This window comes from Stenotrophomonas sp. 115C5, from assembly GCF_056861055.1.
In genome coordinates this window covers 319,887-335,098 of the sequence record NZ_JBSPUQ010000003.1, presented here as the reverse complement: position 1 = coordinate 335,098, position 15,212 = coordinate 319,887, and the positions used below count along the sequence as shown (strand labels likewise).

Annotated in this window: 10 protein-coding genes; 2 read left to right on the top strand and 8 right to left on the bottom strand. The window is 65.7% G+C overall.

The window, feature by feature from the left end; genetic code table 11:
- The first annotated feature begins 388 nt into the window (after positions 1–388).
- Both AC13FN_RS06835 and AC13FN_RS06830 read left to right on the top strand, forming a co-directional pair.
- Complete coding sequence (locus AC13FN_RS06835) at positions 389–3,466, top strand: TonB-dependent receptor (protein WP_482984760.1); 3,078 nt, start codon at positions 389–391, stop codon at positions 3,464–3,466.
- A gap of 199 nt (positions 3,467–3,665) precedes the next feature.
- Positions 3,666–3,860, top strand: a complete 195-nt coding sequence (locus AC13FN_RS06830) for a heavy-metal-associated domain-containing protein (RefSeq protein ID WP_049436233.1) — start codon at positions 3,666–3,668, stop codon at positions 3,858–3,860.
- Positions 3,861–3,938: 78 nt separating this feature from the next.
- On the opposite strand, the gene cueR is transcribed toward AC13FN_RS06830, so the two are convergent.
- From cueR to AC13FN_RS06790, 8 genes are all read right to left on the bottom strand, one after another.
- Positions 3,939–4,394, bottom strand: coding sequence for a Cu(I)-responsive transcriptional regulator (gene cueR / locus AC13FN_RS06825; RefSeq protein ID WP_049436235.1), 456 nt, complete (start codon positions 4,392–4,394; stop codon positions 3,939–3,941).
- Between the two features lie 11 nt (positions 4,395–4,405).
- Entirely contained in the window at positions 4,406–6,907 is a 2,502-nt protein-coding gene (locus AC13FN_RS06820; RefSeq protein WP_482984761.1) for a heavy metal translocating P-type ATPase, read from the bottom strand.
- Positions 6,908–7,035: 128 nt separating this feature from the next.
- Positions 7,036–9,993, bottom strand: a complete 2,958-nt coding sequence (locus tag AC13FN_RS06815) for a TonB-dependent receptor plug domain-containing protein (RefSeq protein ID WP_482984762.1) — start codon at positions 9,991–9,993, stop codon at positions 7,036–7,038.
- 407 nt (positions 9,994–10,400) lie between these two features.
- The gene (locus AC13FN_RS06810) at positions 10,401–11,138 is read right to left on the bottom strand and encodes a copper homeostasis protein CutC (protein ID WP_482984763.1); all 738 of its coding nucleotides are present in this window, start codon (positions 11,136–11,138) and stop codon (positions 10,401–10,403) included.
- A complete protein-coding gene (locus AC13FN_RS06805; RefSeq protein ID WP_329759230.1) occupies positions 11,135–12,133 on the bottom strand; it encodes a glycosylasparaginase in 999 nt (332 codons plus the stop codon). Before AC13FN_RS06805 ends, AC13FN_RS06810 begins: the two co-directional genes overlap by 4 nt.
- A gap of 51 nt (positions 12,134–12,184) precedes the next feature.
- Positions 12,185–13,207, bottom strand: coding sequence for a glucokinase (locus AC13FN_RS06800; RefSeq protein WP_482984764.1), 1,023 nt, complete (start codon positions 13,205–13,207; stop codon positions 12,185–12,187).
- Between the two features lie 84 nt (positions 13,208–13,291).
- Positions 13,292–13,576: a hypothetical protein gene (locus AC13FN_RS06795; RefSeq protein ID WP_054171611.1), complete on the bottom strand. Its 285-nt coding sequence runs from the start codon at positions 13,574–13,576 to the stop codon at positions 13,292–13,294.
- 34 nt (positions 13,577–13,610) lie between these two features.
- The gene (locus tag AC13FN_RS06790; RefSeq protein ID WP_460132295.1) at positions 13,611–15,200 is read right to left on the bottom strand and encodes a calcineurin-like phosphoesterase C-terminal domain-containing protein; all 1,590 of its coding nucleotides are present in this window, start codon (positions 15,198–15,200) and stop codon (positions 13,611–13,613) included.
- Between the last annotated feature and the right edge of the window lie 12 nt (positions 15,201–15,212).

The window sequence follows — 15,212 nt, the reverse complement described above, 5'->3', positions numbered from 1 at the left end:
GGCTTTGGCTTTGGCTTTGGCTTTGGCTTTAGCTTTCGCTTTGGCTTCGGCAGGTGCAGGGCGCAGCCCTGCCGACCCACCCTCCCCTGCGCACGAAAACGATTTCACTGTTTTCAGCAAACCGTCATCCCTTCGCCACGCCAGTACCATATTGCGGAGCAGCATGCGCCCGCGGGCGACCCATGCTAAAAAACGCCCGCCCATCGCTTAGATCGATCCAAGAACGACACTGCGATGGCCGGGAGTTGGGGGAGCAGCAACAGGACGTACCAGGCCACGCGCACGGTGCTACTGCCACTGCATGGCAATAGCGACAATGTCACTTCAAATTAGATCGATTCAAGTTGTCCGTGCCACGTCACCGGATCAATCCAGGAGAGAGGGAGAGATGGGAATGAAGCATTCAACACGTACGCATGGCCAGGACGCACTGGCGTTGGCCATCGCGCTGGCCTTGGCCGCCGCCGTCATTCCGGCTGGCGCCGCCGCGCAGCAGGCCGCTTCCACCGGCGCGCAGGAAGCCACCAACCTGGACAGCGTCCAGGTCACCGGCTACCGCTACGCCATTGAAAAGAGCCTTGAGCAGAAGCGCGACGCCAACGCCGTGGTCGAAGTGATCACCGCCGAAGACGTCGGCAAGTTCCCCGACAAGAACGTGGCCGACGCACTGCAGCGCGTGCCCGGCGTGGTCATCACCCGCAGTGGCGGCGAAGGCAAGACCGTCAGCGTGCGCGGCCTGGCACCCGACCTGACCTTGACCCAGTTGAACGGCAACTACGTCGCCACGTCGGAAACCAACGACGAAGCGACCCGTTCGTTCAACTACACCCTGCTGCCGTCGAACATGCTGTCCAGCGCGGAGCTGTTCAAGTCGCCGGAAGCGCGCATCGACGAAGGCGGCATCGGCGGCACGGTCATCCTGCACACCCGTCGTCCGCTGGACATGGAATCCAACTCGGGTTTCGTCACGCTTGAGGGCACCTCCTCCGATACCCACCACGATATCGACCCGCAGGCCTCGGCCCTGTATTCGTGGCACAGCAAGGACGAGCGTTTCGGCGTGCTGATCGGCGTGACGCAGCAGAAGCGCACCACCCGTACCATGGAAGCCAGCACCGAGGACTACCAGTGGTATGGCGCCGGCAAGGCGCGCGATGCCTATGGCAACGTGCAGGCGCAGGATGGCATCCACTACTGGTGGGGCAAGTCCGGTTTCAACAACCAGACCGGCGGCAACTACAGCGACTTCTTCATGCCGACCTCGGTCAACTTCGCGGTGAAGGAAGAAAAGCGCGAACGCAAGGGCGGCCAGCTGACCTTCCAGTTCAAGCCGGTCGACAACGTCACGATGACGGCCAACTACTTCCGCTTCGAACTGCAGGGTGATTACACCCAGAACATGCTGAAGATTCCGGAATGGAGCATGGCCCGCTTCAACGGCGATGGAAACTGGGCCGGTGGCCGCCTGCTCAACGGCCTGGACTTCGACCCCAGCGGCAACACCGTTACCGGTGCCCAGTTCGAAAAGCTGGCTGGAAAGACCTACTACTGCAGCGAAGACCAGGCCAAGGCTGCCGGCCTCAAGCCCGGTGGCTGGGGCCCGGACGACTGCACGGTTCCGACGCCGCAGCTGACCGGTGGCTACAGCAAGGAAAAAGCGCTGTCGCAGACTGCTGACCTGACCATCGACTGGGACATCAGCCCGCTGTGGAAGGCCTCGTTCACCGGTGGCCGTACCTGGTCCGAAGGTGGTCCGTCGATGAACTTCCGGATGTCGGCCAAGCCGCGCCGCAAGGTCGGCAACGATTACCTGTCGGGCAATCTTTACAGCGCCTGGGATCTGACCGGCACGCCCTCGGCCACCTTCTCGCCCGACCTGCAGCAGCAGCTGATGAACGGCATCGCCGAAGTCGACACCGGCTCGACCGATTCGTCGTGGAAGCGCACCGAAGTCAAGCAGAACTACTTCCAGGCCGATGTGACCAAGCTGTTTGAATCGGGCTGGCTGGACTCGATCCAGTTCGGTGCCAAGTACCGCGATGGCAAGGTCCACCGCAACACCGGCAACACCTACTGGACCTGCCAGGGCCGCGATCCCGCCGACTACAAGGACGGCCGCTACCAGGCAGGTTGCGACCCCACTGCCGGCGACGCGCAGCCCGGCTTCTTCCTGTCCAATCCGATCAGCAACATTGCAGGCGGCTTCAATGCCAACGTGTTCCCGGGCATCAACTACCCTGCGTACATCGACTATCTGAACAAGACCTACGGTGGTTCGCACAACCGTACCGAAGAAGACTTCGTCTACAACGTCAACGAGAAGATCTACTCGGGCTACTTCCAGGCCAACTTCCGCACCGAGCGCCTGCGCGGCAATGTCGGTGTGCGCGTGGTTCGCACCAAGCAGTTCGCGCAGTCCTCCGACTCGATCGAGAAGTTCAACGACTACTTCCTGGACAACGCGTCCGGTGCGCCGATGGCGTGCACCGATCCAGCCGCTGCGGCCTATCCGGGCTATGGCTGCGAGAGTGGCTTCGTGCGACTGCCGTATGATCTGGCGCAGAGCAAGACCCATGAACTGATCGGCGTCGACCGCACGTATACCGATATCCTGCCGAGCTTCAACATCGCCTGGGACATCACTGACACCCTGGTGCTGCGCGGCGCCGCGTCAAAGGTCATCGCCCGTCCGGGCTACACCGATATCGCCACTCCGGGCGCTCTGAGCTTCTACAGCGCCGAATACGTCGACGATCGTCGCGTCGCCGGCGGTGCGCCGAACCCGGGTTGGGCCGGCGAAGGCAGCAACAAGCAGCTGCAGCCGTTCAAGGCCACGCAGTACGACCTGGGCCTGGAATGGTACTTCCAGCCGGGCGCCGTGGCCGGTGTCGGCCTGTTCCGCAAGGACGTGAGCAACTTCACCGTGCCGGTCGTGCGCGACACGCAGATGGCTGTCGGCGGCGAAGTGGTGACCGTGCAGAACTACAAGACCAAGGCCAATGGCCAGGATGGTGTTTCGCAGGGCGTGGAACTGTATGGCCAGTACACCTTCGATTTCGGCTTCGGCGTGCAGGCCAACTACACCTACAACGACACCAACCTGGCATCGATCGTGATTGACGGACAGAACATCGGCTCGTCGCCGCTGGTCGGCAGCGCCAAGAACCAGGCCAACGTCACGGTGTTCTACGAGAACGACAAGTTCCTTGCGCGTGCCTCGTTCAACCGTCGCGGCGAAGTGGTGGGCGGCCTGCAGAACGGCATGACGGTCTACACCGAGCCGTATGACCAGCTGGATCTGAACGTGGCTTACAACCTGACCCCGGACTGGACTCTGACCGCCTCGGTGATCAATGCCACCAAGTCCGAGCAGCGCGTGCACCTGGGCAATGACACCAAGGCCCGTCTCGTCTCCAACACCTACGCAGGCCGCCAGCTGTACTTCGGCGCGACCTGGAAGTTCTGAAGCACCACGGGTTGCGCGGGTTCGCCCGGCGCAACCCACGCCCTGCTCCGGCGGGGACGTTCCTCCACGGCAGCCACGCTGGTACAGGTGGCTGCCGTTTTTTGTCGGCGCCTTGCCTGTCGTTCAGCCCAGCACTTGACCCTGCCATCGTTGGAAGGTGCACACTGACTCCACCCCAAGAACACCGAAGGAGCTACAGATGGAATTCCATGTTGACGGCATGACCTGCGGTGGTTGCGCGCGCAGCGTGACCCGCGCGATCCAGCAGATCGATCCGAACGCAAGCGTGGTTGCCGACCCGCCGACCGGCCTGGTCAAGGTGCAGACCACCGCGTCGCAGGAACAGGTGTTCGCCGCGGTGAACGATGCCGGTTTCCCGCCGCGTACCGTCTGATCCCCTGCCCTGCGTCCACAAGGAAGCCCGCCCCGTGTACTGACACAGGGCGGGCTTTTTGGTGCATGTGAAATCGATTTACTGCTTCTGTGCGCGTCGCCACACCGCACCGGTCTTTGCCGTATCGACCGGCACCGGCGTCTCATCGTCCTCACCCAGTCGCTGCAGGATCGGGCATTCCGGGCGCTCGTCGCCCGCACAGCAGCTGATCAGCGACTTCAGCGTGTCGGCCATCTGCCGCATGTGCTCGATGCGCTGTTCCAGATCGGCAATGTGCTGTTCGGCCAGATGCTTCACGTCGGCACTGTGCCGCGAGGTGTCGTTCCAGAGGCCCAGCAGATCGGTGATTTCGGCTACCTGGAAGCCGAGATCGCGCGCACGGCGGATGAAACGCAGGCGGTGGATGTCCGCCTGCGAATACGCCCGATAGCCCGACTCGGTTCTATCAGCGGCGGGAATCAGGCCGATCTGCTCGTAGTAGCGGATCATCTTCGCCGACACGCTGGAGGCCTTGGCAGCGTCACCGATGTTCATGCGGATCTCCTTCAGTGGGTGGCAGCGGCGGCGTCCGCCATCGGTGCCTGGAAGCGGCGCAGGCGCAGTGCATTGCCCAGCACGAACACGCTGGACAGCGCCATCGCACCGGCCGCGAACACCGGCGACAGCAGCACGCCCCAGACCGGGTACAGCACGCCGGCCGCGACCGGAATCAACGCCGTGTTGTAGGCGAACGCCCAGAACAGGTTCTGCCGGATGTTGCCCAGCGTCGCCTTGGACAGCGCGATGGCATTCGGTACGCCCTGCAGGTTGCCCGACATCAGCACCACATCGGCCGACTCCACCGCGATATCGGTGCCGGTACCGATGGCCAGGCCGACATCGGCTTCGGCCAGTGCCGGCGCATCGTTGATGCCATCACCGACGAAGGCCACGTGGCCATGCGTAGCCTTCAGGCGGCGCACCGCTTCGACCTTGCCTTCCGGCAGCACTTCGGCCACCACCTCATCGATGCCCAGCTGGCGCGCGATCGCCTGCGCGGTACCGGCGTTGTCACCGGTGATCATCGCCACCTTCAGGCCGAGCTGGTGCAGTGCCGCGATTGCGGCCGGCGTGCTCGGCTTGATCGGATCGGATACCGCGATGATCGCGGCCAGGCGGCCGTCGATGGCGGCATACAGCGGCGACTTGCCCTGGGTGCCCAGCTCTGCCGCCAGCGTCGCAAACAAAGTGATGTCCACGCCCAGATCGCGCATGAAGCGATCAGCACCGACCTCCACCCGCGCACCATCGACGTTCGCACGCACGCCCATTCCGGTGACCGATTCGAAATCGACCATCGACGGCAGTGCGATGCCCTGTTCAGTGGCTGCATCGACGATGGCGCGGGCGATCGGATGCTCCGAGCGCGATTCCACTGCGGCCACTGCCGCCAGCACCGTGCTGCGGTCGAAACCGTCCGTGATCTCGAGCTCGGTCAGGCGCGGGCGGCCCTCGGTCAGCGTGCCGGTCTTGTCCACCGCAACCACCTGCGCGTCCTTCAGCAGTTGCAGCGCTTCACCCTTGCGGAACAGCACACCCATCTCCGCGCCACGGCCAGTACCGACCATGATCGAGGTTGGCGTGGCCAGGCCCATCGCGCAGGGGCAGGCAATGATCAGCACCGCCACCGCATTGACCAGCGCGAAGCTCAGCGCCGGCGATGGCCCGAAGATCAGCCAGACTGCGAAGGTCGCCAGCGCGGCCAGCATCACCGCCGGCACGAACCAAAGCGTGACCTTGTCGACCACCGCCTGGATCGGCAGCTTCGAGCCCTGCGCCTGTTCGACCATGCGGATGATCTGCGCCAGCATCGTCCGCGCGCCCACCGCCGTCGCGCGCACCGTCAGCGCACCCTTCTGGTTGACCGTGCCACCGACAACGCTGCTGCCCGACTGCTTCTCGACCGGAATCGGCTCGCCGCTGATCATCGACTCGTCGATGTAGCTGCGACCGTCGACCACCTCGCCATCGACCGGCACGCGCTCGCCCGGGCGTACTTCCACCACGTCGCCGCTCAGCACTTCATTGACCGGAATATCGATGCTGCGGCCGTCACGGATCACATGCGCGACCTTGGCCTGCAGGTTGACCAAGCGCTTGATCGCTTCGGAGGTACGGCCCTTGGCCCGAGCTTCAAGGAAGCGGCCGAGCAGGATCAGCGCGACGATTACCGCTGCCGCTTCGTAGTAGACGTTCACCGTGCCCGGCGGCAGCAGCCGCGGTGCAAAGGTCGCTACCACCGAATAACCGAACGCCGCGGCGGTGCCCACCGCCACCAGCGAATTCATGTCCGGCGCAAGCCGCAGCAGCGCCGGGAAACCCTTCTGGTAGAAACGGCGGCCGGGAATGGCCAGTACCAGCAGGGTCAATGCGAACTGCAGATACCAGCTGGTCTGCATGCCGATGTTGGCCATCACCCATTCGTGCATGCCGGGAATCAGGTGCGAACCCATCTCCAGCACGAACACCGGTAGCGCCAGCGCGGACGCCACGATCAGATCGCGTTTCAGTTCGGCGCGCTCGGCATCCTTCTTTTCTGCAGCCTCATCGTCGGACTGCACGCCGGCCTCGATCAGGTGTGCGGCGTAGCCGACCTTGTCGATGGCCGCCACCAGCGCGTCAACGCCTGCCACGCCGCGCACGGTCGCACGCTCCGTCGCCAGGTTCACGCTGGCCTGGCTGACGCCTGGCACCGCCAGCAGCGCGCGCTCCACGCGACCCACGCAGGAGGCGCAGGTCATGCCTTCCACGGCCAGTTCAATGGTGGCGGCAGGCACGTCGTAGCCCACCCGCTCCACCGCCTGGATCAGCGCGGCCCGATCGACCGGGCCGGACGGGCGGATATCCGCGCGCTCGGTGGCCAGATTGACCGAAACACTGCCCACACCTTCGACCTTGGACAGCGCGGCCTCGACCCGGCCGACACAGCTGGCGCAGGTCATGCCCTCGATGGGCAGGCTGATGGTGGCGGGGCTTGCGGGGGCTGCAATGGCGCGGGGCGTGCTCATGATCGGATTCCCGGGGTTCCTTCTGGATGCGGACAGGCTAAACCTTGCCATCGTGGGAAGGTCAAATCCAGCCGCCCCGTCCAGCCGGTAGCGCCGGGCCATGCCCGGCGTACCGCCCGCTATCCGCCTCAGAAGGTGAACACGTACTCCAGCGCGAACTCGCGGCCCACCGCGCCGAGCAGGCGGGTCGGGGCGAAGTCATAGTCCAGCTTGTACGGATCCTTGTGGTTCCAGCTGGCCGAATTGAACACGTTGTTGACGTAGACGTTGACCTTGGCGCGTTCGGTCACCTGGTAGCCCATGTTGAAGTTCCAGGTAATGAACGGCCCGACCCGCCCGTAGTAACGCGTGGTCTGCTGGCCGGCGTTCGGGTTCGGGTTGGGCGAGCCATCCGGACGTGTTGCCGGTTCCAGGCAGTTCAGCGACGGGCTGTCGCTGGGCACATAGCCATCAGCGAACGGCAAGCAGCCACCCGGGTTGTTCAGGCGATCGGTGCCCCAGTGGTAGCGCACGCCCGGCACCGAACCGATGCGGTCGGCATAGACATTGGCGTTCCAGTTGCCGCGCTGCCAGGCCAGGCTCGCGCGCAGCTTGCTGCGCAGGTCGCGGTCACGACGCTCCGGGTTCGGGTCGTTGGCGTAGCGCTGTTCCTTGGTCGAGATCTGGTTGGTGTAGTTCAGGCCCAGCTGGAAGCTGCCCCACTGCGCGGTTTCCAGGCGATAGCGCGCGGTCAGGTCGATACCGCGCACTTCCCTGCTGGCCAGGTTGAACGGGCCGCGCTCGATCGATACCAGACGGCCATTGCTGTCGCGGTTCACGCGGGCCAGGATGCCGGCACAGTACTCGCCACCGGCCGGATTGGCCCACGGTGTACCGTCCATGTTCTTGCCGGTCAGGCAGCCGGCTTCGCTGGCCAGCACCTCATCGGCGCCGACGTCGACGATCATGTCTTCCAGCTTGATCGCCCAGTAGTCGGCACTGACCGACAGATTGGGCATCACATCCCAGACAAAACCGACCGTCCACGAATCGCCGGTTTCCGAACGCAGCAGTGGCGTGCCGCGGCGGTTCACGTCGAAGGTGTACCAGACGTCGGTGTTGCCCACGCCGCAGTTGTTGACCAGGTAAGCGCCGCTCTGGATGCAGCGCAGGCGGTCATAGGTCTGCACTTCGGAGCTGCTCGGCTGGCCCAGCAGGTAGTGCATGTCCGGCGCATGGAAACTGGTGGCGTAGGAACCACGCACCAGCAGCGACTCCACCGGGCGCCATTCCAGGCCGACGTTCCAGGTGGTTTCCTTCTGGCTGCCGATGTCCAGCGCTTCGCCGCTGTTATCAGCCTTGTAGTTGCCATAGCGGTCATAGCGCGCGGCCGCAGTGGCGGTCACGCTCTCCAGCAGCGGAATCTTGAACTCGACGCCGGCCGAATAGCGGGTGCGCTCGCCGCCGCCGCGATCGACGTTCTGCAGGTCGAAGTCGATGCCGGCGCGCGGGTCGGGGCTGAGGTGATAGCCCTGCTGCGCGACTTCGGCCACCGCCGCGAACGAAATCGGACCCGCCCAGCCCTGGAACAGCTCGCCGGTGATGTCCGCCGAAGCCTGGTTGACCCACGATGACGCGCGATTCCTGGCCACCGTGCCCATCTGCCAGTACTGGTCCGGCGTCAGCGGATTCCACCAGCGCGATTCGTTCAGTGCGTAGATCGCCTCGCCATCGGCGGTAGTGCCCAGCTTCGGGCCCAGGAAGTAGTCATACGACTTCTGCTTGTCGACCACGTTCTGCCGTTCTTCCACGCGGTAGTAGGAACGCCCTACTGTGGCGCTCCAGTCGAAGCGGTCAGCGAGGCGGCCACGCAGGCCGGCGCTCCAGTCCCAGGACAGTTCGCGGTTGGTGTTGCGCAGCGTATCCACGCCGCCGACTTCATTCGGCGTGAACTGGCGCACGCCCAGGATCGGGCGGTTGCGGTTGGCATCCCAGTAGTAGCCGTTGTCATCGTCGATCAGCGACACGCTCGGCGGATTGGTGCCCCAGATCGCTTCGGAGCGGTAGACGGCCAGGTTGGTCCAGGCCTGCAGGTCATTGCTGAAGTCGAAGGTGGCATACAGGTTGCCGGACACGTTCTCGGCACCGCCCGTAAGCAGCCAGTTCGCATAGTCCGCACTCATGCCGCACAGGCGGCCGGTGTTGGTGATGGTGTTGGCGGCGTAGTTGTAGACCAATCGATCGGCGGTGTAGTACTCGCCATCGAACTTCTCGCAGGTGCCGGTGGGCGGCGCCAGGCGCTGGCCGGTGGTCGGATCGATCAGCGCCAGGCCGGCGGTGGGACGGAAGCCGACCTTGCGTTGTTCCATGTTCCAGGACGGATACGGTGCATCATCGGCATCGTCCATCTGCGGGCGGTCACGACCGAACAGCGGGTCGCGCTTGGTGTACTGCAGCGCGTAGGTCACGCTCCAGTTGTCGCCGGTCTTGCCGCCGGCCCAGGACAGGTCCCAGGTATCACGGCCGCCTTCGGTGGAGGTGCCACCGCGTACGCGCACTTCATCGCCGTCGTAGTTGGTTTTCAGGATGACGTTGACCACGCCGGCGATCGCATCCGAACCATAGATGGCCGAGGCGCCACCGGTCAGCACTTCGATGCGCTCCACCGCCGCGGCCGGAATGTTGCCGTAGTTGGAGAAGTTGGTTTCACCGCCATACGGCAGCGGGTAGTCCGCCACGCGACGGCCGTTGACCAGCAACAGCGAGCGGTTCGGGCCCATCCCGCGCAGGTTCAGGCCGCTGGCATTGGGCGTATGCGAGCCCCACTGCGAGGCGGCTTCAACAGTGCCGGTCGCTTCGGTGAGGGTCTTCAGCGCGTCGTACACGCTGACGAAGCCTTCCTTCTGGATCTGCGCGGCGGTGATCACATTGACCGGTGCCGGGCCTTCGACACTGGCGCGCTTGATGCGCGAGCCGGTGACGGTGACCGCATCGAGATCCTTGGTGGACGAGCTTGAGGCTTCCTGCGCATTGGCAGCCAGGGGAAGCAGGGCCAGGACCAGGGCCTGGGACAGCAGGTGACGGCGCTTGCGGACGATCTGAGCCATGGGCGGTTGCTCTTCGAAAGTGTGGACGCACGGACGGGTGGTGGCGCGGCACTACGGCTGATCCGGGCGCATGGATCGGTTCAAGACCGTCGCGGCGCCCTCCCCTGTGGATCGATCCAAACTAAAGCACAGCTGAACCATGAACGGCATGCGGCGGCGCACAAACCGGCGACGGCGTGCCGTTGTTGGCTACCGGTATCTATAGTAATCAATGGGTTGCGGACTATCGCTGAGAGATCGGCGCAGGAATGCATGACACGATTGCGACAATCACGCGCGGAACTATTTTGTCCGCGGCGTCGCGTGCGGCCGGCAGCGGGTCGTTGTAGAGCCGAGCCCGCGCTCGGCTGCTGTTGTTCGCCGCAAAGAGCAGCCGAGCGTGGGCTCGGCTCTACAGAAGAAGCGGGCTACCTTGCGCCGTCCAGCGCCTGCCGCAGCGCGGCCACGGTCGCGGTGCTGGTCTGGCTCCAGTCCGGATCCAGTCCGCGCAGGGCCGGATTCTGGAACTGCATGGCCGAGCGCCGCAGGCCTTTCGCCGAGGCGTGCAACTCGGCACAGCCGCTCCGTCGCGCGACGGCGGCGATATTGGCCGGGCCCAGCCCGGCACCTGCCATCACCGTAATACGTCCGGCGGCCTGGGTGACCAGGCCCGCCAGCACCTCGGCACCGGCCTCGGCGCTGACCTGGCCGCCGGAGGTCAGCACGCGCTGGCAACCCAGTTCGATCACCTGCTCCAGTGCCGCCGGCAGATCGCGGGCGGCGTCAAAGGCGCGATGGAAGGTCACCTGCAACGACCCGGCGGCCTGCATCAGTTCACGGCACAACGCCACGTCAACGCCGCCCTGCACGTCCAGTGCGCCGATCACCACGCCATCGCAGCCCAGCGCGCGGCACTGCGCGATGTCACGCAGCATCAGTTCGGTTTCCAGCGCGTCGTAGTGGAAGTCGCCCGGGCGTGGCCGCATCAGCACGAACAGCGGAATCGACAGGCGTTCGCGGGCCATCGCGATGCTGGCGAATGACGGCGTGGTACCACCTTCGGCCAGGTTGTCGAACAGCTCGATGCGGTCGGCGCCGCCGGCCTGCGCGGCCAATGCCGAGGCCAACGAGTTGCTGGCGATCTCCAGGGTGAGCCGCTTGCTCACGCCTGCGTGCTCGTGTAGATCGACGGCGAATCGCGCAGCTCATCCTGGCGCTGCGCATCACACACGGCGTAGACGAAGCCGCGATGCAGCGCGTAGGCGCCCACCTCGCCCTGCTTGTTCATGGCCAGGAAGCACACCTGCAGGGTCTTGCTCGCCTCCGGCCGCTTGCGCACCACACGGTCGATCGCCTCGCGACATGCCTGCGCGGGCGAGCGCCCCTGGCGCATCAGCTCGACCACCAGGAACGAAGCAGCGTTGCGGATCATCTCCTCACCTACGCCCGAGGCGGTGGCCGCGCCCACTTCATTGTCGACATACAGGCCGGCACCGATGATCGGGCTGTCGCCGACCCGGCCGTGCAGCTTCCAGGCCATACCGCTGGTGGTGCAGGCACCTGCCAGATGGCCCTTGGCATCCAGCGCCAGCATGCCGATGGTGTCGTGGTTGTCGCTATTGCCGGGAATACCACGGCGCTCGGCATTGATCTGTGGCTGGTACTTCTCGGTCTTCAGCCAATCGCGCCAGGCCGCTTCGGCCTGCGGCGTCAGCAGGTGCTTGCGCTCGAAACCCTGCTGCACCGCGAACTGCTGCGCGCCCTCGCCCACCAGCAAAACATGCGGGCTGTTTTCCATCACTTTGCGGGCTACCGACACCGGATGCAGGATGTCGACCAGCGCAGCCACCGCACCACAACGGCCATCGCCATCCATGATGCTCGCGTCCAAGCTCAGCACGCCGTCGCGATCCGGGTTGCCGCAGTGGCCAACGGTCGGGTTGCACAGCTCGCTCTCGGCCCAGCGTGCGCCCGCTTCCACCGCATCCAGTGCGCTGCCGCCCTGCGCCAGCACCTTCCATGCGGCCTGGTTGGCCGGCACGCCGAAGTCCCAGGTCGAAACCACCTTGGCCCCACCCTGCGTGCGCGCCTGCACGCCCGGCAAAGCCGCCATGCCTGCGGCCAGTGCGCCGGCCTGCAGGAACTGCCTGCGATCCACCATCTTCCCCTCCCAGTCTGCAATGCACGGCCGGCCCGATGCCGGCCGTGCCGATCAGTCGTGCGTGGGCTGTCGTGCGGCGTGCCAGACCGCTGCACCGAGTACCCCCAGCTGGCCATGCTCCACGCGCCATACCGGCACCTGGCGCAGCACCTCGGTCAGCACGCCCTTGTTGAGGAAGCGCTCACGGAAACGGCCATCGGCCAGGAAATCCTGCACGTGCGCGGAAATGCCGCCGGCCAGGTACACCGAACGTGCGCCGACGGCGATCGCCGCGTCGCCGGCCAAGCTGCCCAGCCAGGCGCAGAACACCTGCAGCGTCTCCACCGCCAGCGCATCCTCGCCGCCGCGGGCGGCGCCGATCAGCGCCTCGGTGCTGGTCCACACCGGGGTGACGCCGCGCAGCTCGCACAGGCACGGGTACAGGTTCATCAGGCCACTGCCGGACAGCACGCGCTCGTTGTCCACGTGCGCCCAGCGCTGCAGCAGCTTGCCCAGCACCTGAAGTTCCAGCGCGTTGCCGGCGCCGAGCGCGGCATGGCCGATCTCGCTGGCCAGCACCGGGCGCTCGCCATCGGCGAAACGCAGCGCGGCGCCCAGGCCGGTGCCCGCGCCCAGCACCAGCGCCGGGAACGCCTGTGCCGGATCAGCGTCGCCGTTCAGTGGCACCAGGGTTTCCGGCTGCAGGTACGGGATGGCCAGCGCCACCGCTTCGAAATCATTGATCAGCTGCAGCTCATGCAGCCCGGACTGCGCGCGGGTGGCCGACAGCGAGACCGTCCACGGCAGGTTGGAATTGATCAGTACATCGCCATCGAGCAGGCCGGCGATGGCCACCACCGCGGTCTGCACCGGCTGGCCAAGGCCTGCGGTGAAATCGGCCAGGATCGCGGCTAGGCTGGGGTGCTCGGCGCAGGCATAGGTGCGATGGCTGCCCAGCAGCGGCGCCTGGCCGGGTTGGGTTTCAGCCAGCGCAAGGCGGGCGAAGGTGCCGCCGACATCGGCGACCACCAGACAGCGCGGAGGACCGCCGCGGGCGGAGTCGGAGGAAACCGGGGACGCTGCTGCGATGGTCACGCTGGCCTGCTTGGATCGATTGAATCGCCCCGATTCTCAGGCATCGGGGCGGCTTTGCCTAGCACGCCGATGATTCAGGTTGGCCTACATGCCTTCCTGTTCGGCCACCTGCACACCATCCACCAGCACGCGCAGCCGCTGCGGGCGGAAGCCGGCAAACAGCAGCGGCCGGGTGCGCTCGACCAGCACTTCATGGCCGGCGATGTGGCGCAGCCACGACTGTACCAGCGAGAACGAGAAGTGGGTGCCCGGATGCAGCGGGTGCTGCACCCAAACCGTCTCGGAGGCGCTCTGCAGCTGCATCGCGCCGGTGAACCAATGGCGGCTGAGGGTCACCGGCGTGGTGCCGGCCATGAAGCGGATATCCATGCGGGGTCCTTTCGCTGGGGCCGTGATGCGGAGGTCAGGGCTGGGCAGTCTGCAGGCTGTAGCTGGTGCTGGCGGTGAACACCGCACCGTCGGGCTGGGTGGAGCGCACCTCGACCTTGTGGCTGCCCACGGCCAGATCGGTCGGCAGCGCGCCACGCCACAGGTGCGGCGATGCGGTGGCCTCCGGCGAGCGGTCGTAGCCACGCAGGCTGTCAGCCAGATCGTCGGCCACGTTCTCCACCATCAGGCGCGGATCGGGCTGGCTGACCTGCTTCATCGGCTGCCAGGCGCCGCCATCGACGCGGTACTCGACCACGCTGGCATCCTCACCCATGTAGACGTTGGCATAGATGCCCCACGCCGGGTAGGCCCCCTGGCGCAGCACCTTCGGTGCGTGCAGGCCGATCTGCTCGCTGGCCGGTTTGCCGGCCACGCGGTACTGCAGTTTGTAGCTGCCATTGCCGGCCACGTCGAGCAATGCATAGCCCTTCGGCGTGCCATCGCTCATGGTGCTGTCCGGCACGCCGGCGGCATTCTTTACGCCCGACCAGAACGCGCCGCAGTTGGCACCCACGTTGTATTCGTGCAGCGGCTTGTCGCCGTTCCAGCCCTCGGCCTTGCCGTGGTAGACGTGCTGCTGGGTGTGGCTGTGGCCGCTCAGCACCAGCACGTTGCGGAAATCCTTCAACAGGTCGAACAGGCGCTGGCGGTCAGCATGGCGGAAGGTCTCGCGACCCGGTGCGGCGTCGAAAAGCGGGATGTGCATGCCCAGCACCAGCAGGCGGTCCTTGTGCAGGCCCTTCAGGTAGCTGGCGAGGAAGGCGAACTGGTCTTCGCGCAGGCCGCCGATGTACTTCGGCTTGGCCTTGGGGTCGTACACCACGTCGTCCAGGAACACGAAACTGGCGCCACCCTCCTCCACCGCGTAGGTATCCGGGCCGTAGATGTTGCGCCAGCTGTCCAGCGAGTGCTCATCGCTGGCGGCATCGAAGTCGAGGTCGTGGTTGCCCGGCACATGGAACCACGGCACGCCAAGTTCGGTGGTGACCTTGTTGATCGCCGGATACAGGGTCAGGTCATCGTTGACGATGTCACCCAGGGTGGTGCCCATGCGCGCCTTGGTCTGACCGACCAGCGGCGCCACGATCGACTGCTGGTAGTAGCCGATGTCCTTCAGGCTGGCGGTCTGCGAATCGGTGAACACCAGCATCTGGAAACCACGGCGGCTGTCATGGCGATCCGACTGCAGGGCGAAATCCCAGTTGCGGGTGGCGTCGCTGGTGGCGGCGATGCCGCCGTACTTCAGCGCCGGCGAACCGTTCGGACGGTAGTGGCGCCAGAACGAGGGCAGGCCATCGGCCGCCTTCGGGAAGGAATACGCATCGGGCTTGATCACGAACACGGTCTGGCCATCACGCACCGGCAGGCTGTAGCTGCCGTCGGCGGCGGTCTTGACGAGGGTCTCGCCGTTGGAGACCTGCACCCCGGCCAGGCCCGGATCGGTCGCACCGCGACCCGGCCGGCCGTCGCGTTCCAGATAGACCTTGCCGGTGACCACAGTGTCCGCGGCCCAGGCCGGCGAGGTCAGCAACAGGCAGCACAGCCAGGCGGCAGGCAGTTTCATGGGCGGTCCGGG

Bases quoted from the DNA above. Each gene is read 5' to 3' on its own strand.
- AC13FN_RS06795 (WP_054171611.1), bottom strand. From the start codon at position 13,576: ATGGATATCCGCTTCATGGCCGGCACCACGCCGGTGACCCTCAGCCGC.
- AC13FN_RS06815 (WP_482984762.1), bottom strand. From the start codon at position 9,993: ATGGCTCAGATCGTCCGCAAGCGCCGTCACCTGCTGTCCCAGGCCCTG.
- AC13FN_RS06790 (WP_460132295.1), bottom strand. From the start codon at position 15,200: ATGAAACTGCCTGCCGCCTGGCTGTGCTGCCTGTTGCTGACCTCGCCG.
- AC13FN_RS06835 (WP_482984760.1), top strand. From the start codon at position 389: ATGGGAATGAAGCATTCAACACGTACGCATGGCCAGGACGCACTGGCG.
- AC13FN_RS06820 (WP_482984761.1), bottom strand. From the start codon at position 6,907: ATGAGCACGCCCCGCGCCATTGCAGCCCCCGCAAGCCCCGCCACCATC.
- AC13FN_RS06830 (WP_049436233.1), top strand. From the start codon at position 3,666: ATGGAATTCCATGTTGACGGCATGACCTGCGGTGGTTGCGCGCGCAGC.
- cueR (WP_049436235.1), bottom strand. From the start codon at position 4,394: ATGAACATCGGTGACGCTGCCAAGGCCTCCAGCGTGTCGGCGAAGATG.
- AC13FN_RS06805 (WP_329759230.1), bottom strand. From the start codon at position 12,133: ATGGTGGATCGCAGGCAGTTCCTGCAGGCCGGCGCACTGGCCGCAGGC.